General features: G+C 57.7%; 22 protein-coding genes. 13 read left to right on the plus strand and 9 right to left on the minus strand.

All coding sequences use genetic code 11. From position 1 onward, the window contains the following. Positions 1 to 26: 26 nt before the first annotated feature. On the minus strand, positions 27 to 1379 hold the full coding sequence (locus RV1423_RS04940; RefSeq protein WP_034294475.1) for an integrase family protein: 1353 nt from the start codon (positions 1377 to 1379) through the stop codon (positions 27 to 29). A 678-nt stretch (positions 1380 to 2057) separates the two neighbouring features. Here RV1423_RS04940 and RV1423_RS04945 point away from each other — a divergent pair. From RV1423_RS04945 to RV1423_RS28955, 9 genes are all read left to right on the plus strand, one after another. Continuing rightward, the gene (locus RV1423_RS04945) at positions 2058 to 3257 is read left to right on the plus strand and encodes an ABC transporter substrate-binding protein (protein WP_081768699.1); all 1200 of its coding nucleotides are present in this window, start codon (positions 2058 to 2060) and stop codon (positions 3255 to 3257) included. Between the two features lie 133 nt (positions 3258 to 3390). Then, positions 3391 to 4248: a branched-chain amino acid ABC transporter permease gene (locus tag RV1423_RS04950; protein ID WP_034293882.1), complete on the plus strand. Its 858-nt coding sequence runs from the start codon at positions 3391 to 3393 to the stop codon at positions 4246 to 4248. Then, positions 4245 to 5204: a branched-chain amino acid ABC transporter permease gene (locus tag RV1423_RS04955; protein WP_034293884.1), complete on the plus strand. Its 960-nt coding sequence runs from the start codon at positions 4245 to 4247 to the stop codon at positions 5202 to 5204. Before RV1423_RS04950 ends, RV1423_RS04955 begins: the two co-directional genes overlap by 4 nt. Continuing rightward, positions 5204 to 5977, plus strand: a complete 774-nt coding sequence (locus RV1423_RS04960) for an ABC transporter ATP-binding protein (RefSeq protein WP_051516490.1) — start codon at positions 5204 to 5206, stop codon at positions 5975 to 5977. Before RV1423_RS04955 ends, RV1423_RS04960 begins: the two co-directional genes overlap by 1 nt. A gap of 4 nt (positions 5978 to 5981) precedes the next feature. Further along, the gene (locus tag RV1423_RS04965) at positions 5982 to 6695 is read left to right on the plus strand and encodes an ABC transporter ATP-binding protein (protein ID WP_034293886.1); all 714 of its coding nucleotides are present in this window, start codon (positions 5982 to 5984) and stop codon (positions 6693 to 6695) included. Further along, positions 6598 to 7926 carry a thiolase family protein gene (locus RV1423_RS04970; protein WP_081768700.1) on the plus strand — a complete coding sequence of 443 codons (1329 nt, stop codon included), beginning with the start codon at positions 6598 to 6600 and terminating at the stop codon, positions 7924 to 7926. The genes RV1423_RS04965 and RV1423_RS04970 overlap by 98 nt, the downstream gene beginning before the upstream one ends. Before the next feature lie 57 nt (positions 7927 to 7983). Further along, a complete protein-coding gene (locus tag RV1423_RS04975) occupies positions 7984 to 9513 on the plus strand; it encodes an AMP-binding protein (RefSeq protein WP_034293889.1) in 1530 nt (509 codons plus the stop codon). After that, complete coding sequence (locus RV1423_RS04980) at positions 9510 to 10226, plus strand: GntR family transcriptional regulator (RefSeq protein ID WP_034293890.1); 717 nt, start codon at positions 9510 to 9512, stop codon at positions 10224 to 10226. The genes RV1423_RS04975 and RV1423_RS04980 overlap by 4 nt, the downstream gene beginning before the upstream one ends. A gap of 113 nt (positions 10227 to 10339) precedes the next feature. Beyond that, entirely contained in the window at positions 10340 to 10954 is a 615-nt protein-coding gene (locus RV1423_RS28955; protein ID WP_197034876.1) for a KTSC domain-containing protein, read from the plus strand. 222 nt (positions 10955 to 11176) lie between these two features. Here RV1423_RS28955 and RV1423_RS04990 read toward each other — a convergent pair whose 3' ends face one another. Continuing rightward, positions 11177 to 12238: an NAD(P)-dependent alcohol dehydrogenase gene (locus RV1423_RS04990; RefSeq protein WP_034293893.1), complete on the minus strand. Its 1062-nt coding sequence runs from the start codon at positions 12236 to 12238 to the stop codon at positions 11177 to 11179. Positions 12239 to 12344: 106 nt separating this feature from the next. Between RV1423_RS04990 and RV1423_RS04995 the strand changes: the two genes are divergently transcribed. Continuing rightward, a complete protein-coding gene (locus tag RV1423_RS04995) occupies positions 12345 to 13256 on the plus strand; it encodes a LysR family transcriptional regulator (protein ID WP_034293895.1) in 912 nt (303 codons plus the stop codon). Positions 13257 to 13265: 9 nt separating this feature from the next. Here RV1423_RS04995 and RV1423_RS05000 read toward each other — a convergent pair whose 3' ends face one another. Continuing rightward, complete coding sequence (locus RV1423_RS05000; RefSeq protein WP_034293897.1) at positions 13266 to 13697, minus strand: DUF6566 family protein; 432 nt, start codon at positions 13695 to 13697, stop codon at positions 13266 to 13268. 118 nt (positions 13698 to 13815) lie between these two features. On the opposite strand from RV1423_RS05000, the gene RV1423_RS05005 reads away from it, so the two are divergent. Continuing rightward, on the plus strand, positions 13816 to 14475 hold the full coding sequence (locus tag RV1423_RS05005) for a thiopurine S-methyltransferase (RefSeq protein WP_034293900.1): 660 nt from the start codon (positions 13816 to 13818) through the stop codon (positions 14473 to 14475). 22 nt (positions 14476 to 14497) lie between these two features. Here RV1423_RS05005 and RV1423_RS05010 read toward each other — a convergent pair whose 3' ends face one another. From RV1423_RS05010 to RV1423_RS30565, 3 genes are all read right to left on the minus strand, one after another. Next, the gene (locus RV1423_RS05010; protein ID WP_231502057.1) at positions 14498 to 15532 is read right to left on the minus strand and encodes a dienelactone hydrolase family protein; all 1035 of its coding nucleotides are present in this window, start codon (positions 15530 to 15532) and stop codon (positions 14498 to 14500) included. Positions 15533 to 15647: 115 nt separating this feature from the next. Further along, positions 15648 to 16682 carry a methyl-accepting chemotaxis protein gene (locus RV1423_RS05015; protein WP_231502058.1) on the minus strand — a complete coding sequence of 345 codons (1035 nt, stop codon included), beginning with the start codon at positions 16680 to 16682 and terminating at the stop codon, positions 15648 to 15650. Positions 16683 to 16742: 60 nt separating this feature from the next. Further along, on the minus strand, positions 16743 to 17237 hold the full coding sequence (locus tag RV1423_RS30565) for a PAS domain-containing protein (protein ID WP_231502059.1): 495 nt from the start codon (positions 17235 to 17237) through the stop codon (positions 16743 to 16745). Positions 17238 to 17692: 455 nt separating this feature from the next. Between RV1423_RS30565 and RV1423_RS30570 the strand changes: the two genes are divergently transcribed. Next, a complete protein-coding gene (locus tag RV1423_RS30570; RefSeq protein ID WP_231502060.1) occupies positions 17693 to 18025 on the plus strand; it encodes an NUDIX domain-containing protein in 333 nt (110 codons plus the stop codon). Positions 18026 to 18101: 76 nt separating this feature from the next. Beyond that, entirely contained in the window at positions 18102 to 18521 is a 420-nt protein-coding gene (locus RV1423_RS05025; protein WP_034293902.1) for a hypothetical protein, read from the plus strand. A 24-nt stretch (positions 18522 to 18545) separates the two neighbouring features. Here RV1423_RS05025 and RV1423_RS30335 read toward each other — a convergent pair whose 3' ends face one another. From RV1423_RS30335 to RV1423_RS05035, 3 genes are all read right to left on the minus strand, one after another. Continuing rightward, the gene (locus RV1423_RS30335) at positions 18546 to 18686 is read right to left on the minus strand and encodes a hypothetical protein (RefSeq protein WP_197034877.1); all 141 of its coding nucleotides are present in this window, start codon (positions 18684 to 18686) and stop codon (positions 18546 to 18548) included. Positions 18687 to 18832: 146 nt separating this feature from the next. Next, the gene (locus tag RV1423_RS05030) at positions 18833 to 20179 is read right to left on the minus strand and encodes a sigma-54 dependent transcriptional regulator (RefSeq protein WP_034293905.1); all 1347 of its coding nucleotides are present in this window, start codon (positions 20177 to 20179) and stop codon (positions 18833 to 18835) included. A 10-nt stretch (positions 20180 to 20189) separates the two neighbouring features. Next, positions 20190 to 22001, minus strand: a complete 1812-nt coding sequence (locus RV1423_RS05035) for an ATP-binding protein (protein WP_034293907.1) — start codon at positions 21999 to 22001, stop codon at positions 20190 to 20192. Positions 22002 to 22008 lie beyond the last annotated feature (7 nt).

Genomic DNA, 22008 nt, shown 5'->3' on the forward strand with positions numbered 1-22008 from the left:
ATTCCTCTCGACAAGAGCCCGCGAAATTAACCTGATATGTGCTCAGGGACAAATTCTACTCCTGCCTCTTTTAACATCCATTCTTCGATCTTGTCGTGCCACATCCGCAATAAATCGAGAGGCCTACGCCGGTAGTGTTTCTCTGCGATTGCACTTGGTTTGTGCCCTTGAATCTGCGCAACTACACCAACGGGAACTTCGCACCATTCTGCGAGTGTTCCAAATGAACGGCGCAGACCATGCAGCGTTACATGCGGCAATCCTGCCGCATGTAACGCTTTGACATGAGCGATGCGCGGCTCGGATAACTTGCCATCCGCCGACGTCAAACTGGAAAACACCCAAGGAGAGGGTTTCCATACTTCCCCTCTAGCAGCCAGCGAGGCGATTCTCCTCTTATCAGGAGGAGTTTCGTTTATTTCTTTCAGCTTAAGCAAGAGGTCAAGCATATAAGGCGACAATGGAATGGTACGCCCGCCCGTGCCTTCAACCTTGTCGTCCAATGTCACACCACGCCATTGCAAGTCGAGGTCGTCCCAACGAACTCCAGCCCATTCTTCCCGGCGTGGGCCTAAAATCAATAGCCCCTGCAAGTAGACCGAGTGAACCAAATTCGGAATGCTACGTACTGCAGCAAACCACGCTGTAAGTTGCTCCCGCTGGAGACAGTCGCCATCCTTGGGCCGGACCCGTGGCACAGCATCCCTCACATCGCGCGCCTTATATACATCGGTAGAGATGATCCCTTGATAAGCTTTAGCCTCGGCAGCCCAACGGACAAAAGCCCGCAATAAACGATAGGACAGTGCAGCCATCGTGGGGCGCTCTTGCGATTGACCTAGCAACCACGCCGCAATCATTTCTGAGCTTAAATCGGGCAACTTAACGCAGCGCAATGTTGCAAGAGGTCCTGATTGTGTCAGCCCAACACCGCGTTTCTTAGGTTTACCGCCGACATCCGCATGCAGCAAATGATCGTTGTAATGCCGCTCACTCCAAAAAGGCTTCCTAGATTCCACGTATTTATCCCATGCCTCTCCGAAAGTCACGTCTTTTCGATATTCCTCTACTTTCCGAGCTTCATACGCGGCCTGCTGCTCTACGCGATGTTCGCGAGGATCTATACCGGTATCTACTAGCGTTTGAAGTCGCCGCGCTTCTTCCTGCGCTTTATCAATAGACCAACTACGAGGATCACCAATAGTGAGACGTACCGTACGCCCATGGATTTTCCCCTGGTAGATATAAGCTTTTGCACCACTGAGGGTCGCGCGCAAACCTAAACCAGGAGTCTTGCTATCCCATAGGAATTCTTGCGATTTTCCGGAGGCGCATTGAAAAGCTTCGACACGACTTGCCGTGAAATTGATTTTTGCCATTTCCGCCCTTTGTTTCGTCACTTGAATTTCATGTAACCACGATGTAAGCGAATTATGAGGAAATAGGGCAACACAAGTCAATTTCAATTTTTTAAAAAAATACTCTATCTATTTGTTTTAATTAGATTTATCTAAATTTATCAACATGAATCAATTTAGATCAACATGATTAACACTCGGACTCTTAATCCGTAGGTCGAGTGTTCGAGCCACTCACGCCCCACCAAAGAATTTGCGGTAAGAAAATCAAGCACTTGCGAGTAATCGCGGTGCTTTTTTTTCGTCTATACCCGTGGCATGCCGGTCTCAGAAACTGTCCTTTGCCGAAATTCGGCGTCGTGGGAGCGACTGAGCGGAATGAGAGGACTATCGAACGAGCCTGACGTCACATTTCCACCCACCCCGCCTTAAACCTCTCCTTCAGGTTCCAGCCGCCACCTACGACCAAAGCAAAAAATGTCCTGCACTCCGCAGGCATTTCTTCAACTCCCGTCCAGTTTTTGTTGCCCTTATTTCTCCAATACGGCCTCGCTTTCTGCACTGCATTTCGCGAACAAATAAAACTCCCCCCTTGCGCTCAAATCAAATACTGCTATTATTCTACGAAGTTCATCGTAATATATTACGATGAACTTATGAAACATTACAAAATTTAAAATTATTAATACGGAGACTGATATGAAACAATTTTCCCCCTGGCGTTGCGAACGACTGTTGCCGGTTCTTGGCTTATTCGCAGCATTGATCGGCGCTAATGCTGCCCATGCAGCGGACCCGGATACATTCAAAATCGGCGGTGTTGTCTCACTGTCGGGGACCTACGGTATTTTTGGAGAAGACATGCGCAAGGGCGTTGAAATCGCCATTGCCGAACGCGGCGGCAAGGTGCTTGGGAAGCCCATCCAAATTACCTGGGAAGATGACGAAACAAAACCGCAACCGGCCGTGCAAAAGGCCACCCGTCTGATCGCAGACGGCTCGCAGATGATTTTCGGCGCGGTTAGTTCGGCATCAACCATCGCCATCATGAACATCACCAAACAGCGCAAGATTCCGCATTTGGTCACCATGTCAGCCGATGACAAGATCACCTTGCCAGGCGGTTCGCGTTATACCTTTCGTACCTCCAACACGCTGGGCATGGAGCAACGCATGGCTTTGGGTTACAGCAAGGAGCAGAAGCTGAAACGCGTCTATGGCGTGACAGCCGATTACCAAGCCACGCGCGATAGCTGGGAGTGGTATCGCAAGGAAGCAGAAAAAGCCGGCATCGAAATCGTCGGCGCTGACTTCCCCCCACTGGGCAATCGCGATTACTCGTCCATCGTCGACAAGATTGCTCGTTCCAACGCCGATGGGGTGGCGTTGTTCATGACCGGCTCCGACGCTGTGACCATGGTCAAGCAAGCCGGCCAGGTCAATCTGGGCAAGACGCGCAAGATCTTCGGTCCCGTTATCGCGGATGAAACAATGGCCAGCGGCGTTGGCCCGACTTCGCTGGGCGTCAATTCTGGCGTGCGCTATCACTTCACGGTCGAAAACGCCGCCAATAAGAAGTTCGTCGAAGCCTTCCGTAAAAAGTACAACGAATATCCATCCAGCGCGGCCGGAGAGGCTTATGACGGCATGAGCTGGTGGCTGGACGTCGTCGAGAAAACCGGTTCCTGGGACAAGGAAAAATGGATTGATGCATTTGCCAACAGCGTACGCGACAACTCAGTTGAAGGTCGCAAAGAGATGAAGGCATGCGATCACCAGGCTCGCCAGGATGGGCTATGGGGAGAAGTTGTTACCGGTAAGCCGCCCTATCCTGCCTACATCATGAAGATTACAAAGGTCTACGCCCCCAAGGAAGTCTTCGAAGAGTGTTCCAAGTAATACCGGGACCTTCCACAAGAATCTTCCGGCCCTTAAGACGCTTCACGCCATGAGTGCAGCAACGAGAAACCATCCGTTGCTACGCTCGTCGGCAGCGTCGTCTCGTCCTTAACCAAAGCATTCGAGTATATTCATGTCCACCATCATCATCGGCCTCAGCCTTGGAATGCTGCTATTCCTGCTGGCGTCCGGTCTTACGCTGATCTTCGGCATGCTGGGCGTCATCAATTTCGCGCACGGCGCTCTGTACATGCTAGGCACCTACCTGGCATACGATATCAGCCTGCGAACCGGTTCGTTTGTCGCAGGAGTCATCGGCGCCACAATCCTTGTCGGCATCGTTGGCATCGCCATGGAGCGCTACGCCCTACGCAAGCTGTACGGTCGCCCGCATTTCTATCAATTGATCCTGACCTTTGGCTTCATTCTGGTCATCAGCGAAGCAGCCAAGTATTTCTGGGGCATGGGCTACAAGGAAGCTCCCATGCCGGCCTTGCTGTCCGGCGCCGTCGACTTGTTTGGCAGCACCATCCCGGTCTATCGGTTATTCGTCATCGGCTTTGGCATATTGGTATCCGCCGGCCTGTTCGCAGCACTCGAAAAAAGCACCTTCGGCATGTTGGTACGAGCCGCCAGCAGTGACTCCGAAATGCTGCGTACGCTTGGCCTGCCGGCGTCGCTGGTCCGTACCGCAGTGTTTGGCCTGGGGGCCGGCCTGGCTGGACTCGCCGGTGCAATTGCTGCGCCGCTATTTCCCATCGAGCCAGGCATGGCCGGAAACACGATCATTGATTGCTTCGTTGTCATCATCCTCGGCGGACTCGGCAACATCCGCGGCGTGGTCGCAGCCGCTGTCTTGATCGGCATGGTGCGTGCAATTGGCTACACCTTCATGCCGAGCTGGGTTGATGTCATGACCTTCGCTCTACTCATCCTCACCCTGCTGACCCGTCCGCAAGGTCTCTTTTCCCGTCCAGTGAGGTCAGCATGAATCTGTCGCGCTTTGATGTCGTCCTCGGCTGCCTGCTGATTCCCGCGGTCGTCGCGCTGCCGTTCGTCACGCATGACGATTTCTATCTCAACCTGGCCACACTAATCATGATCTGGGGGATCTTCGCCGTCGGGTTCGATTTCGTGTTCGGTTCGCTCGGTATGGTGTCATTCGGCCATGCCAGCTTCCTCGGCATCGGCGGCTATGCCGTCGCGCTCGGCACGCAACGTCTGGGTCTGCCGTTCGAAGCCGGCATGGTATTGGCCATGGCTGCGGCAGCAGCATGCGCCTGGCTGTACAGTTTTTTTGCGCTACGCGTGTCTGGCATTTTCTTCGCCTTGGTAACCCTGTCGTTGTCTCAGTTGCTGTACATCCTGGCCGACAGCAAGCTGCGGGAATGGACTGGGGGTGCCGATGGCCTGCCCGGCATAGCACGGCCGGACATTTTTCACATTGATTTCTTCGACCCGGTCAATTTCTATTGGTATGCGGCGGCGATCTTCGTGCTGGTCATGATGGTCATCGCGGCGCTACGCAGTTCGCCGTTCGGCCGCATCGTCATGGCGATACAACAGAACGAAATACGCACGGAACATCTCGGCTACAACACGCATCGCATCAAGCAGATCGCCTTTCTCATTTCGGGCGCCGTGAGTGGACTGGCCGGCGCACTGCTTGGCTCCCTGCTGTTGTATGTCAACCCACAGATGCTGCACTGGGGTACCTCCGGCGACGTCATCATCATGACTTTACTGGGCGGCGCCGGCACGCTATGGGGACCGATTGCAGGCGTAGCCATCTTCGAGATTCTAAAAGAGTTACTCAGCGGCTGGACCCAGTACTGGTACGGAATCCTTGGTGTCCTCTTCATTTTTTCCACGCTCTACTTCCCTCGCGGCATCTTGGGAGAAATCCAGGCCAGGGTGGAGCGTACACGGCATCCGGGAGAACCATAATGACAGATCGCAACGTACAGCAAGCAGTGCAGAACATCGCTCTGCGATGTGAACATGTGACGGTCAGTTTTGGCGCCCTTAAAGCCATTGAGGACGTCAATTACGACTTCGCGACCGGCGGCGTCTATGGACTGATTGGCCCTAATGGTGCAGGTAAGACCACACTACTGAACGTCTTGGCCGGACGTCAGTTACAACATCAGGGAACCGTTCGATGCAATGGCGACGATATTTCAAAGCTAGGCGCCAACCAACGCGCCCAGCGCGGCATCGGGCGCAGTTTTCAGATCACCAAAATCTACCCGGCGATGACGGTGGCTGAGAACCTTCGTATCGCTGCGCAAATCAAGCATTCCCGTTTTATGCCGTTCTGGATCTCTCCGCGTTACGACCGCAAACTGGCTGCGGACGTTGATGACATGCTGGAGCTGACCGGTCTGACGGCACACCGCGATGACATTGCCGGAGCCATGTCGTACGGCTTGCAGCGTGCATTGGAACTGGGACTGACGATATTGCCGCAGCCACGAATCCTGCTTCTCGACGAGCCTCTGGCAGGTATCGGCCACCATGAAATAGGACCAGCGACTCAACTGATCCGCAAAGCCTCGGAAGGACGCACGGTTCTCCTGATCGAGCACAACATGGATGTGATCATGGCTCTATCTGAACAGATCGTCGTCATGAGCAACGGTCGCGTCATTGCCAGCGGCACGCCGCAGCAAGTCAGGAGCGATCCGCTAGTCCGCTCGGTCTACCTGGGAGAGGAATGAACCCATGATTACATTGGAAAACGCGCATGTCCGCTATGGGCAAGCAAGCGTGCTGAACGAAATATCCATCTCGGCGTCGCAGGATGAAATCATCGCCATCATCGGCCGCAACGGTGCTGGTAAATCGACTACGTTGAAAACACTGATTGGATTATTGCCGCTGCATCAAGGACGGCGAGCTTATTTCGGACAAGACATTAGCCGCCTGCCCGTCGAGCAGATCAGCCGGCTCGGCGTGGCTCTGGTACCGGACAGCCGTCGGATCTTTCCAAATCTGTCGGTCATGGAAAATCTGCGCATAGGCGGACTCGGACACAAGCCGGGATATTGGACCATTCCGCGCGTGCTGGAGATATTTCCCCGATTGCAAGAACGCATCGGCTTCGGGGGCGATCAATTGTCCGGCGGCGAGCAGCAAATGCTCTCGATTGCCCGCGCCTTGCTCGGCAATCCGAAAATCCTGCTGCTGGATGAGCCGACAGAAGGATTGGCGCCGCTGATCGTCAACAACCTCATCGACATCTTCTCGCTGGTACATCAACAAGGCACCGGCATCGTGTTGGTTGAGCAGAATCTCAAAGTACCTATGCGGCTGGCACAGCGTCAATACGTACTCGATCATGGGGCAGTGGCCTGGTCGGGTACATCGGCAGAACTTGAGGAACAGCGCGAGCACGTGGAAGCAATCATCACTACAGGAGTTGAACATGTCCAATAACAAAACCTATATCGTCGGAGTCGGCATCACGGCCTTTGCCAAACAACTCGACACCAGTGTCAAAGAACTGGTGCGCCAAGCCGTCAGCGCTGCGTTGAAAGATGCAGACTGCGCGCCCGAGGCGCTGCAAGGCGCTTACTTTGCGACGGCCGGCCAGGGCGCCATCGAGGGCCAGTACATGGTCTCCGGCCAGATTGCGCTGGGCGCGATGGGTATCACCGGCATTCCGGTGACCAACGTCGAGAACGCCTGCGCCAGCTCGAGTACTGCGCTCAATGCGGCGCACATGTTCGTCTCCTCCGGCGCCGGCGACATCTGCCTGGCAGTTGGTGTCGACAAGCTCTTTTCCACCAACAAGGAAAAGAGCTTCGCTGTCTTCGACGGCGCCTGGGATGTGCATACCGCCTCCGAGCAGATGAAAAACCTCATACAGTTATCCGCCGACATCCTGCCTCCGCCGGACTATGTCGAACCTGGTAAGCGTAGTGTCTTCATGGACATTTACGCCAGCCTGGCACGACTGCACATGAAAACCTTCGGTACCACGCAGCGCCAGATTGCCGCGGTGGCCGCCAAGAATCACGTCCACTCCACCCGCAATCCGCACGCACAGTTCCAGTACCCGCTCACCATCGAAGAAGTGCTGGCCGCGCGCGCTGTCTCATGGCCGCTGACGCTGCCCATGTGCGCACCGATCAGCGACGGCGCCGCTGCGGCAATTGTCTGCAACGAAGCCGGTCTGCGCAAGCTGCAAGCCAGCCGGGCTATCCGTATCTGCGCCACGGTGCTGCGCAGCGCAACTGAGCGTGCGGCCGATGCCTATGACAAGCATCTATGCTATCTAGCTGCAAATCAAGCATACGACATGGCAGGCGTCGGTCCGCAAGACATGTCATTAGCCGAAGTCCACGATGCCACGGCCTTCGCTGAAATACAGCAAACGGAAGCGCTTGGATTCTGCGCCTTCGGCGAAGGCGGTCCAATGGCAGAATCCGGCGCCACCACGCTGGGCGGCAAGATTCCGATCAACGTGTCCGGCGGGCTGCTATCACGCGGCCATCCGATTGGAGCCACCGGTCTGGCGCAAGTCTACGAGATGGTGACGCAATTGCGCGGCGAAGCCGGATCGCGCCAAGTCGATAACGCCCGCTTCGCCATCGCTGAAAATGGCGGCGGTTTTAGCGGCGTCGAGGAAGCTGCTACCTCCATCATCATTTTAGGCAAACCATAAGACTGCAGATCCACGCGTGAATCTGCACATGACTATAACGAACAATCGTCTTCTATCATGAATCTCAGTTCTCTCTTTCAACGCAGCGTGCAGCAATACGGCGATCGCCCTGCCCTGGCTTGCGGCACCAGTGCGGCATTCAGCTACTCCGCGCTGGACCGGCGTGTACGATCGCTTGCCTATTGGTTGCGTCATGGCCTCGGCTTGAATGTGGGCGACCGCATCTTGCTGGCCATGAAAAACTGCCCCGAATATGCCGAGCTGATGCTGGCCAGTTGGCATGCCGGCCTGTGCGTCGTCCCTGTCAATGCAAAACTGCACATTAATGAAATCGAATATATGTTGCGTGACTCCGGCGCCGGCGCCTGCATGTCGCAGGGGACACTGTATCAATCATTGCGCTCGCTGGCAGACAATGACGTGGAGTTAAAAGTGATCGACGTTGCAGCCGACGATTACCGTGCTGCATTGTCCGGCCCGCTGTTGGACCCCATGTCGGTCGCGGCAAACGATCTGGCCTGGCTGTTTTATACCAGCGGCACCACCGGACGCCCCAAGGGGGTAATGCTGACGCATGCGAATATGGTCAGCATGGCAATGCACTTCCTCATTGATGTCCAATCGCTTGCCAGCGACGATGTACTGATCCACGTCGCGCCAATGTCGCACGGTAGCGGACTGTACGGCATCCCCTATTTCATCAAGGGAGCGCTGCAAGTGATTCCCGAATCGGGCGGGCTGGACGAGGCGGAACTGTTCGGCCTGCTCAATAGCTACGATAAAGTCAGCCTGTTTGCCGCCCCGACCATTGTGACGCGACTGATTCAGCATGCCAAACAGCATCGCGTCGCCTGGCCGGGCCTGCGCTGCCTGCTGGTCGGCGGCGCGCCGTTCTATGCAGAAGACATCAAGAGCGCAATACATTGCTTCGGTCCGCACGTAGCCCAACTGTATGGACAAGGCGAGACGCCAATGACGATTTCGGCGCTGCCGGCGGCATTGCTGGCCGATGCGGTCGCAAAAAACGACACGGCCATGCTGGCTTCGGTCGGCTTTGCTCAAACTGCGATCGGCATCACCATCGTCGATGCCGAGGACCATCCTGTTCCGCAGGGGATGCCAGGCGAAGTCATCGTGCGCGGCCCGACCGTGATGGCCGGCTACTGGGGCAATCCCGAAGCCACCGATAAAACAATAGGCAATGGCGCATTGCGCACCGGGGACATCGGATTGATCGACGAAAGAGGCTTGCTGCATCTCAAAGACCGCTCGAAAGACGTTATCATTAGCGGCGGCACGAATATCTACCCCCGTGAAGTCGAAGAAGCATTACTGACGCATCCGGCAGTCGAAGAAGTGTCGGTGGTCGGCGCCCCTGATCGAGAATGGGGCGAGTCGGTAGTGGCCTTCATCGTCTGTCATGCCGGGAAAACCGTCAATGAACAGGAGTTGGACGAGGTTTGCATTCGAACTATCGCACGCTTCAAACGCCCCAAGCGTTATGTATTCGTGGACAAATTGCCTAAGAACGGAACAGGCAAAGTATTAAAGCGAGAGCTTCAACAAAAGCTAAAAAGTACTGCATGACAACAACAGACAAATTGTTCGATCGAGAGGCCGTCAGTCAAACTGAAAAGGCCTACGTTCTGCTTGAAGAACTGATTGTTACCGGAGGCCTTCCTCCCGGTACTCAATGGTCAGAAAATATTCTCAGCGAACGCATTCGGATTGGCCGGTCGCCCACGCGTGATGCTTTGCAAAAACTGGCATTCCAGCGGCTGGTGCATATCGTGCCGCGCCAAGGCATCTTTGTTTCGGAAATAGACTATCAAGGGCAATTGCAGGTCATCCAAAGCCGTCGTGAAATCGAACGCCTGATCGTATCTCAAGCGGCACTCTGCGCAAACCAGCAGGAACGTGAAGAAATGCGTGCCCTTGTCATCCAGTTGGAGAAACTGAAAGTACAGAAGGATATGCGCATGTATATGCGCTTGCATTTCAATCTGACCAAAGTAGTCGGCAATGCGTCTCGCAATAGCTATGCTGCGGAGTTTTATGCCATGCTGCAGACTCTGGCTCGACGTTTCCTGTATTTCCATCAGGACCGTCATTCCGACCTGAGCGACATCTGCAATTTGCACATCGCCCAACTTGAGGCCATCATTGGCGGCGACCCCGCGTCAGCCATAACGGCAGCGGCCACACGTAATGATTATGCCGAAAACCTGGCCCGCAACATTCTGATGGAATTGATCAGTTCTTCTGCTGTGACCATTTCGGTCAGCAAACGCAAAACCTGACCGACATTAGCCTCGCCCCAGGCAATCAGCAAAGACCTTCGCTTGCCGTTTTCAACCGTTTTACCAACAAGATGTTGCGACGTTCAAGAGCAGCGTCTCGTTCCTGTAAGCGATTGAAAAAGAAAGCACATCCCAACCCGACAGAAGACTTTAAAATAGAATGCAGCAAGCTAGAACTCATTTCATCAATAGGCGTGAGATGCGTTCTTCCCAGAAAGGGCACTGGCAAGACGCGTGACGCGTCGCGTGGCGGTGCCACGCGCAAGGAGCGCAACGCGGCCAGCGCCCTTTCTGGGAAGAACCCGAAGGGAGCGACCTGTTTGGGCGAATTGCCGCGTTACGAATCGGGGGGCAAGACGTCCAGTCTTGACCCCGATTCGCGCCTTGCACTTCATCCCAAACAGGGAAAGCTCGCACTCATGCCTATTGATGAAATGAGTTCTAGGAACATTTCCCCCATTATCTTGAAAACCTGGCCGGAAGCGGAGCCCTTCCCCAGGCCACTGTCACGAGGAAACGCTATGTACATGAAAAATGTTCGTTCCGAAGCCATGGATTCGGTCGGTTACAACGCCGAAACTCGAACTCTGTATATCCACTTCACCAAAGATTCCAAGATCACGCAGTTCCCGGGCGTGCCGATGCATCTCTATGAGGGATTGATGGCGACCGTTCACAAAGGCGAATACTTTGCGGAACATATCCGCGATCGCTACCAGCCGGCTTGACCGCCTGGCCGGCGATTGTCGTTCAGTCAAGCTTGAAAACATCTTCCTTCATTGTCGCTCCGAACGACTGTCGTCCTCACGCATGTCAGGCCCCAGCGCCGTATCGGCCGTCTGCACGACATTGGGTCCCGGCATTCGCCGGGACGACTGCGATAGATGGGCACAGGCTTTAACTGAACGGCCTTGTGCATGGACGAGGATTGTCCAGCGCACGGCGGGAGCTTATGCGGCTTCCTTTGCCAGCGAAGCCATGTCGATCACAAAGCGGTAGCGCACGTCGTTCTTGACCAGACGCTCATAGGCGCTGTTGACCGACTGGATCGGAATGAGCTCGATGTCGCTGACGATGTTGTGTTGCGCACAGAAATCAAGCATTTCCTGCGTTTCGGCCATGCCGCCGATGGCCGACCCGACAATCGACTTGCGACCTCCGATCAACATGCCGCCGATGACCGGCGGCGACAGTTCCGTGAGAACGCCTACCAGCACCATGGTGCGATCGCGCTTGAGCAGGGCCAGATAAGGATTGGTGCTGTGCGGAACCGGGATGGTGTTGAGGATGAAGTCGAAGCTGGCGGCATTCTTCGCCATGGCGTCGGCGTCGGTGGACACCAGCACCTCATCTGCGCCCAGGCGTTTGGCGTCCTTGCCCTTTTCCGGCGATGTCGTGATCATCACCACATGCGCACCGAAAGCCTTGGCGAACTTGATGCCCATATGGCCGAGACCGCCCAGGCCGACGATGCCGACCTTCTGGCCTGGCCCCACCTTCCAGTGACGCAGCGGCGAATAAGTGGTGATGCCGGCGCACAGTAGCGGCGCCACGCCTTTGAGATCCATGCTCGGATCGACTTTCACGACAAAACGTTCTTCCACCACGATCTGATCGGAATAGCCGCCGAAGGTCAGCTTGTCGCTGTTGCGCTCGGTGTCGTTATAGGTCAGTGTCGAACCTTCCTCGCAATATTGCTCGAGGTCTTCCTTGCAGGCCGAGCAGACGCGGCAGGAATCCACCATGCAGCCGACGCCGGCATAATCGCCCGTCTTCAGTTTCTTGACGTGTTCGCCGACCTTGACGACACGACCGACGATTTCATGGCCGGGGACCATGGGATAAAGGGAGTTGTGCCAGTCATTGTGGATTTGGTGCAGGTCCGAGTGGCAAATGCCGCTGTAAAGGATTTCGATCTGGACGTCGTGCGGGCCTGGTTCGCGGCGTTCGAAGCTGAATGGCGCCAGCGGCGACTGGGCATCGTGGACAGCATATCCGCGTGCTTGGATCATGGTAGACTCCTTTTCGGTTTGATTAGCATTTTTCAATTGTAGGTCTAGGCATCTCCCAGTACAAAGTCTAATTCCGGCTTGAGCCAGTGAGAAAAATTCAACAATCATGCCCCAACCCAATCTCTCTCATTTATCGGTCCTGGCCGCCGTGGCCCGCCACAGCAGTTTTCGCAAAGCGGCCGAAGAGGTCGGCATTTCCACGTCGGCGGTCAGCCACGCGGTTCGCGGCCTGGAAGAGCGGCTGGGCGTCAGTCTGCTCAACCGGACCACGCGCAGCGTATCGCTGACCGATGCCGGCCAGCGGCTGGTGCAGCGAATGCAACCGGCGTTGCGGGACCTGGGCGATGCGCTGGAGGAAATGAACAATTTCCGCACCAGTCCCACCGGCACCTTGCGCATCAATACATCGCGCTCCGCGGCCCAGTTCCTGATCGCACCGATGATTCCGCGCTTCCTGGCGGCGTATCCGCAACTCCATGTCGAGATCGTCGATGAGGATGGACTGGTGGATATTGTGGCGCGCGGTTTCGATGCCGGCATACGTTTCGAAGAAAGCATTCCTGAAGATATGGTCGGCGTGCGCATCGGCCCGGGACGCGGCGTCGCCATCGTCGGCTCGCCGGACTATTTCCGGCATCGCGCCAAGCCGTCCCATCCGGATGAGCTGGCGCTGCATGAATGCGTGCGCCATCGCTTTCCGAGCGGACGCATTTACAAGTGGGAACTGGAAAAGGATGGCGTGAAGCTCGATCTGGACGTCAAGGGCCGCGTGACGCTCGGGGACCAGAACCTGGTGGTGCAGATGGCGTTGGAGGGAATCGGCCTGGCGTATGCGTTCGAAGATTATGTCGCCGGCCCCGTCGCGCAAGGACGGCTGGTGTGCGTCATGGAAGACTGGTGCCCGCGCCTTCCCAGCTTCATGCTCTACTATCCGCGGCAACGCAAGATATCGTCGGCGCTGCGGGCATTCATCGATATGGCGATGGAAGATCGCGAGCAGATGAGCGCTGCCGCCTGAACCGGAAACCTAGAGTTTTCCCGCCGCCACTTCCTCGTCGATCATCCGCCGCGCAATCGCTACCGCATTGTTTTCGGCCTCCTTGCGTGTATTGCCGCGAAACGGTTCGCAGCTTGCACGGCGGAACGGCACCGGGTTGTCGTTGCGGTGCAATTGGTAGCCGCCGGCCCAGGTGCCGTCCCGCTGTTCGTTACTTGTTGCCCTGATGAAATATCCGCGATGTTCGTAAGAATCGCCGTCGAGATCGGAGTCGATCAGCGCACGCGCAAAAGACGCTCCGGCCATCTGGGCGCTGTGAATCGATTCAAAAGGCGCGCCTTTGATGTCTGTGTAGACCTCGCCGTCGAATTCCACCGCGCAAAAGACGCCGTTCTTCCCGGGTCGGGTGCTGTCTTGCACGATGAAATGCTTGCCGCGATGAATAGAACCGTACTGCGCCATGTGTCCGCCTGAATAAATATACAAGAAGCATCGTAGCACACGGGCTTTGCGCATGACCGGCGCGGTCCCTGCCTGCAAACCGCTACAATACGCGTCAAACAAATCAACGGGACCCATCATGGAAGCAGAATTCTGGCTGGAGCGCTGGCGCGACGGACGCACGCATTTTCATCAAACGCGCGTGACGCCGCTGCTGCAAAAATACTGGCCGACGCTGGCCTTGCCAAAAGATGCGCAAGTACTGGTGCCGCTGGCCGGCAAGTCGCTGGATATGGTGTGGCTGGCGGAACAGGAACATCGTGTGCTGGGCGTGGAGTTATCGCAACTGGCGGTCGAGCAGTTCTTCAGCGAGAACCAGTTGCAGCCGCAGGTTCGCGACTCGGCTTACGGCAGCCATTATTCGGCCGGCAACATTGAGATCATTTGCGGCGACATCTTCAAACTGGATGCGGCGCTGCTGTCGGAGTGCATCGGCGTCTACGATCGCGCGGCGCTGGTGGCCTTGCCGGCGGCGATGCGCGCGCAGTATGCGCAGCATATCTATGGACAATTGTCGGATCGGTATCGCGGCATCCTGATTACGTTGGACTATCCGCAAGAGCAGATGGACGGACCGCCGTTTTCCGTGGACGACGGCGAAGTGCAGGCGATCTACTCATCGCACTCCGACGCCGTCATCATCGACCGCCGCGACATCCTCGACAAGGAACCAAAGTTCAGCGAACGCGGCGTCAGCCGGCTCGATACCGTGGTGTACAAGCTGCAGCGCAAACGCTGACAATACCGCCCCGCAGTCAACCTCAGTCGATCATCTTGATCTTGCGCAGGAAGGCTTCCACATCCTTGGCCGCCATCTCGCGGTATTTGTTATCGAACGAGCCCACGGTGACGCCCCTGACCATGCAGTCCTTGTAGAGCTTGCGTTCGTCGTCCAGCGACAGGCGTTCGCCGCCGGCAACCAGGCGCCTGGACCAGCTCGGGATGTCGGTTTCGGTCATCGGACATTCGCGCGTGGAAGTGCCCATCCTGAGGTAATGCACGCCCTGGTTGCCGTCGAAGCTGTGATGCGCCCCATCGTAGACGCGATAATCGATGACGCCGGGATACTCCGCCTGCATGCCCTTGATCTGGTCGAGGCAGAATGCCGCGGGCGTGTAGTCGTCCTTGCCGCCCATCAGGAACAGCATCGGCGCGCCGGTCTTGTCGAAGCTGCCGTTCTTGCGAAAGCGGGAGTTCTGGCAACCGGGATACGCCGGGATATGGAAGGCGAATTGCAGATTCTTATTGTCGCGCAATACGTTGTCGCGAAAGGATTTCGTCGCGGTTTCATTGGACGCGGTGCCGCCGCGGCTGAAGCCGATGATGCCTATCCTGTCGGCGTCGAAACGAGGATCGGCGGCAAGGAATTTCAACGCAAAGAAGGCATCTGCCGTATCGGCGGCATTGCTGACCAGGCTCTGGTCATCCACCGTGCTCTCGACGCCGCGCGGCGTGAAGGAGTCGACCACGAACGTGGCAAAGCCCAGCTTGTTGAAATACGGCGCCCAGAAACCGGTGTCCTTGCTCTGTACGCCGGCGCTGCCGTGGGCGATCACCACTGCGGAGATCTTCCCCGCAGGCGGATTCTCCGGCAGAGTGAGATAACCGAAAATCTGGATCGGCTTGCCCACCTTCTTGGCCATTTCAAACTTGTTGGCGTATTCGGCGGACGGAAAATAGATTTTCTGCTGGGCGCTCGCGACGCCGAATGCAGCCAGCAGGAAAATCGCGGCCAGGATGTGCATGCACAGCCGCAGGTGGCGCCATGGGACGCCCGATGTCTTGTTCGATTTCATAAGTCCCCTCGAAGGATGGCGCCTATGATGCCATTCTTCGAGGGAAACCGGTACAACGCAAAAAACGGACTTGCCCCTTGCGGGCGGCAAAGCGTCGAACGCCCTGCGGGGTCGATCAACGCAGCGCCGGCAGGCGGCCCGAAACCGGCGCCTGCAACTGGAACACCGATACTGCCTGCGCCAGCTTGACCGCCTGCTGCGCCATGTTGGCCGCGGCGCCTGCGGCCTGTTCCACCAACGCTGCATTTTGCTGGGTAACCTCATCCATCTGCGCCACGGCCTTGTTGACCTGGTCGATGCCGAGATTCTGCTCCTGGCCGGCCACGGTGATGTCGTTCATCACGCTCATCACCTGCTGCACCGAGGCGACGATGTCGTTCATGGTGCGTCCGGTGTCGCCGACCAGCCCGGTGCCGACGCGAATGGCATTGACCGACTCTTCGATCAGGCCTTTGATTTCGCGTGCGGCGGTGGCCGAGCGTTGCGCCAGGCTGCGTACCTCCGTGGCGACCACAGCGAAACCGCGCCCCTGCTCGCCGGCGCGCGCGGCCTCGACGGCGGCATTCAATGCAAGAATATTGGTCTGGAAGGCGATACCGTCGATCAGCGAGATGATTTCAACGATGCGTCCGGCTGAACTGCTGATGTCGTCCATCGTGGTGCTGGCCTTGGCGGCGACTTCGCCGCCCTTGGCCGCCATACGCGACGCCGAGATCGCCATCTCGTCGGCTTGCATGGCGTTGGCGGTATTGGCTTTCACGGTGGCGGTGAACTGCTCCATGCTGGCGGCGGTTTCTTCGAGGCTGGCAGCCTGCGATTCGGTGCGCCTGGACAAATCCATATTGCCGTTGGCGATTTCCGCCGCGCCCTGGCGAATCGCTTCGACGTTGTTTTGCACGTCGCGGATGATCGACGACAGATTGACATTGAGCTGCGACAAGCCGCGCAGCAACTGCCCCATGTCGCCGCTGCCGCCTGCGCTGAATTTGACCTGCAGATCGCCGCCGGCCAGCGCCAGTACGACGCCGGTCGCCTGCCGCAGCGGACGCACCACGCGACCGTTGAGGCTGATCCAGATCGCCGCCGCCCACAGACTGCCGGCAACAGCGACAGCATAACCGGCCAGACGCGCATCGATCAGGTCACGCAATAATATCGAGGCCCAGAAGAACGCCAGCAACACCCCCAGATGAACGGCGATCTGCCAGTTCTACGGCATCTTGCCCCACACTTTCAACCTGCTCACAATACCCTTGCGCACCGCCGCACCCTGTTCGATCGCCAGCCCCTTGGCTTGGTTGCGGCGAAAGCGCGCGTAGATGTCTTCGGCAGCGAGGATGTCGCCGCGTTCGGGCTTGGTGCGTACCGACATGTAGCCGGCGACGCGGCCGTTTTCGCGGATCGGCGTGACATTGGCCTTGACCCAGTAGAAGTCGCCGTTCTTGCGTCGGTTCTTGACCATGCCGGTCCAGGGACGGCCGGCCTTGAGCGTGGCCCAGAGGTCGGCATAGGCTTCGGGCGGCATGTCGGGATGGCGCACCATGTTGTGCGGTGAACCGATCAGTTCGGCCTCTTCAAATCCGCTCGCTTCGATGAAGTAGGGATTGACGTAGGTAATGCGGCCTTTGAGGTCGGTTTTGGACACGATGGATTCGCCATCCTTCATGACGTATTCGACCTGCGTGACGGGCAAATTGACGCGCATGTTTTTCCCTTTCTGAGTGAGATGTTTTCTGTCGACGATTCAACTGCCGGAACTGCGCAACACCAGCAAATCAAAAAAAGAATCCTGATCTCATTGAAGCACACAATGCGCGGCAACAATGCAATACAAAATGTTAAACAGCAATTACATGACAAATATCAATTTCTCCACGGCACAAGTTCTCAACAACGCACATATCCGGCGCCATCAAAACCGTCCGAAACAAGACTCGGATAGAATCGCCAGCATTCCCATCACACTATCTCCAACGATGAAACTCAACGACAACGACAACGACTTCGGCCGGATCATCGACAACACGCCTCTCGTCGCCATTGATCTGATCGTGCGCAACTGCCAGGGACTCGTTCTTCTGGGCCAGCGCCGCAACCGTCCCGCACGCGACTATTGGTTCGTTCCGCCGCATTCGCAAGAACGAAAAACTCGCGGATGCCTTGCAGCGTATTGCACTGACGGAACTTGGGAAGATGGTGCAGGATGGCGTCATACTCGGTGTATTCGAACATTTCTACGAGGACAATGCACTCGACTTGCCGGGCGTCAATACCCACTATGTCGTGATCGGCTATCAATGCAGGATCGATGGCGATGCGATTTCAATGCATGACCAGCAGCATGCGGAATTTCAATGGTGGAGCCCTCAGGACTTGCTCGACAGCGACGCCGTGCATGACAACACCAAAGCCTATTTCGCCTCTACGCCCACCAATGGGTTCAATGCCGCCAGCGCCGATACGGGCTTGCCTCCTGCGCCGCTATCCAAATAGTGCGCATTCGCGGCAAAAAAAGTCCGATAATGCTGCTCTTCATACGCCAGCGTCCAGCCAAGCCAGCCACCAATTTATGCGCGATCAGGAACAAGACTCCGACGATCTCCAGCCCACCAGGCCGTGGATTGTCCTGTCGACCACGTATGACGTGGAAGCATGGATAGACAATTACAACCGGGATTTGCAGCAGGCGGTCAAGAAGGACAACACGAAAGGCTATGGCATCTGCTTTTGCATGGAGTTGGGCGGCGAGATTTACATGCATACCACCTCAGAGGGCGACATCCTGCTGGATGTGACGGAGGAAGCGCAATGGGTGGCGCCGGTCATCACGGCGGCGACCGGTGTGGCGGCGCCTTCGTCATCGATATGGGCCTTGCCCGGCGATACGCTGACGCAATTGGTGCTCGGCCTGAGCGGACTCATCGCGGCCACGCGCATCGTGGTCAGCCACGCCTACAAGACACCGAAATCGTGGCCGCAACGCTATTGAAGCAGCACACCCGCGAAGCAGGCGTTATTGCGACTTCGGCTTGGTATTGATGGCGCGGCGGGCGTCGGCGTCGCGCTCGGATTTTTTCTCGAAGTCTGTTTTTTCGCAGGCGCACAGGATAAATGCGATACATGCGGCCAGCGACAAGGCGATAAAGCGTTTCATGATATTCCCCATATAGATGGGCCGATGCCGCTTGAGACTGCCTGAGACGGCCTGACATCGCACCCGATATTACTCTGGGACAAGAGTCTAACCCAGCGCCTGCCAAAAACAAAGACGCCCCCTCAAAATCCCCTCAGATGGTGCGTTCAGATGCCGCCGCTGCGGCTTGCCGCCAGATCGTATTTTCTGATTTTGTCGTAAAGCGTTTTGCGGGGAATGGCCAATTGTTCGGCCGCCAACGCCACATTGCCGTCAGCCGCTGCCAGCGCTGCTTCGATCAATGCGCGTTCATAAGCATCCAACTGTTGCGGCAAGGACGTTGCCGCCGGCATCGGGTCGACAACAATGGCATCAGTCACGCCAAGCACCCAGCGGTCGGCGACATTGCGCAGTTCACGCACGTTGCCCGGCCAATCGCGCTGCTGCCATTGCGCCATCTGTGCCGCAGTCCACACCGGCGCTTCGCGGCCATAGCGGATCGCCGCGGCATGGATGAAATGCGCCAGCAGCAGCGGGATGTCTTCGCGCCGCTCGCTCAAGCGCGGCAGATCGATGCTGACCACACCGATACGGTAATACAGGTCTTCGCGGAATGCGCCCTGCCCGCTCAATTGCAGCAGGTCGGCCTTGCTCGCCGCGATCACGCGGCAATCGACGGCAATCGAGTCGTTGCCGCCCAGGCGTTCCAGCTTGCGCTCCTGCAGTACGCGCAACAGCTTGACCTGCAAGGCCATCGGCATGCTTTCAATTTCGTCGAGGAACAGCGTGCCGCCGTTGGCGTATTCCAGCTTGCCGATGCGGCGCTTTTGCGCGCCGGTGAAGGCACCCGCTTCATGGCCGAAAATCTCGCTCTCGAACACGCTCTCCGGCAACGCGCCGCAATTGATCGCGACGAACGGCCCCTTGCGTTCGCTGGCGGCATGCAACTGGCGCGCCACGACTTCCTTGCCGGTGCCGGTCTGGCCGTTGATCAGGATATCCACCGCCGCCGGACCGACGCTGCGGATCAGCGTGCGCACGCGCTCCATGGCGGCCGACTGGCCGACCAGCGGCGGCAGATCGGGATGGGGATCGGCGAGCCAGGCTTCTTTCAGGCGGCGATTGTCGAGGACAAGGTTACGTTTCTCTTGTGCGCGACGGGCGGTCTCCAGCAGGCGGTCGGCGGCGAAGGGCTTTTCGATGAAATCATAGGCGCCGGCGCGCATTGCTTCCACCGCCATGCCGACGTCGCCGTGGCCGGTGACCACGATGACCGGCAAGTCGGCGTCGGCGGCCACCGCGTGCGCCAGCACTTCCAGCCCCGAGCGTCCCGGCAACCGCACGTCGGTCACGACGATGCCGGGAAAACCCGCGTGCAGCAGCGGCAACGCCTGCTCGGCGTCGGCGCAGGCCTGCACGCTGAAGCCGCCCAGCTCCAGCGTTTGCGCCGTCGCCTTGCGGACGCTTTGTTCGTCCTCGATCAAAATAGCTTGTGCGGTCAATGACTTCTCCATGATGTTTCCACTAATGTCCCGCCTCCGGCGCCGGCAGGCGCACGATGAATTCGGCGCCGCCCTCGGGCAGATTATGCGCCGACAGCCGGCCATTCATCGCCTGCACGATGGAAGACGAAATCGCCAGTCCCAGGCCCAGCCCCTTTCCGCTCGGCTTGGTGGTGAAGAACGGCTCGAACAGGTGCGGCGCGACTTCGTCCGGGATGCCGGGGCCCGTGTCGCGAATGCGGATGACGGCCTCGTTTGCCTCACGCTCGACGATCACAGCGACGCGCTTGTCGGCCACATATTCGACAGCCTCGACCGCATCGATGGCGTTGCGCAGGAGATTGATGAGCACCTGCTCGGTGCGCACCGCGTCGCCCATTACCTGCACCGGACTACGCACGTCGATCTCGATGGCGACCGCCTGCTGACGAAACTCGTTGCGCAACAGCAGCACCGCTGCTTCCACCGTCTGCGCCAGGTCGACCACGGCGATATTGTCTCCGCTCTTGCGCGCGAACCCCTTGAGCTGGGCGATGATCTTGCCCATATGGGCGCTGGCGCCGCTGATGTGTTCGAGGTTCTCTTCCACTTGCGGCAACTGGCCGCGACGAATGAATTGCACAGCGTTGTCGGCGAAGGCGCGGATCGCCGCCAACGGCTGATTCAGTTCATGCGTAACGCCGGCGGCCATCTGCCCCAGCATGGCCAGCTTGCCGGCTTGCACCAGTTCGTTTTGCGTGGAACGCAGCAGGCTTTCAGTCTGCTGCAAGGTGGCGTATTTTCCTTCCAGCGCCTGGTTGGCGACGCGCAGCTCTTGGGTGCGCACGGCGATGATGACGTCGAGTTCCTGGGCTGCGCGGCGCAAGGCGTCGCGCGACTCCAGCCGCTCCTGCAAACGCCGCCGGCGCTGGTACAGCGCCCACAGAGAAATCGCCGCGATCGCCATGACCAGCGCCACCCACATTGACCATAGCATGGCGATACGGGCAATGCGTGCCTGCGACGGAAACAGCATCAATTGCCAACCCTGCTTGTCGATGGCGCGTGAGACGTGCTCGCCGAAGCCGCGCCGCAACTCCTTCGGCATGCCGGCCACTGGCGTGATCGGCTGGTCGGCGTATTGATGAGTGTCGGCCAGTTCCTGCTGCAGGCCCTTGTCGATCGGACGCAGGCTGTGATATTTCCACTCGGGACGATTGCTGAGAAACACCACGCCGCTGCGATCGGCCAGCGTGATCGGGTCTTCATTGCTGCGCCAGGTATGTTCGAATTCGGACAGGTCCACCTTGACGGTCATGACACCAATCGGTTTGCCTTGGCCGCGCGCCGTACCCGTAGCGTAAATCGGCTGCGCCATGAAATATCCCGGCTCGCTGGAGATATTGCCGATGCCGTAAAAGCGGCCGCTGCGCCCGGCCAGCGCTTCCACGAAGTAAGGACGGAAGCCGAAATCGCGGCCGACGAAAGTGGTGTCTTCGCTCCAGTTGCTGGCCGCGAGCGTCATGCCCTTGTCATCCATCATGTAAATCGCCAGCACCTTCGATTGCCGTTGAATCGCCTGCAAACTCAGGTTGAGACGCCGCACCGCCGCCGCGTCGTCGGGATGATGCAGCACCTGGTCGACGTCGGCCAGCGCGCCGAGCGCATAAGGCATGATCTCGAACTTGTCGAGGATGGATTGCAGATCCAGCGCGACGATCTGCAACTGGCGCTCGCCGGCTGCATGCAGGTCGCTGCGCGCCTTGCTCGCCGCCAGGAAATACGTCGCAAAAAAAACCGCCGCCGCGCATAGCGCGACGACGGCAATCGAAAGGGGAATCTTGCGGGAAGTCATGGCGGGC

This window comes from Herbaspirillum sp. RV1423 (assembly GCF_000577615.1).
Taxonomy (GTDB): domain Bacteria; phylum Pseudomonadota; class Gammaproteobacteria; order Burkholderiales; family Burkholderiaceae_D; genus Herbaspirillum.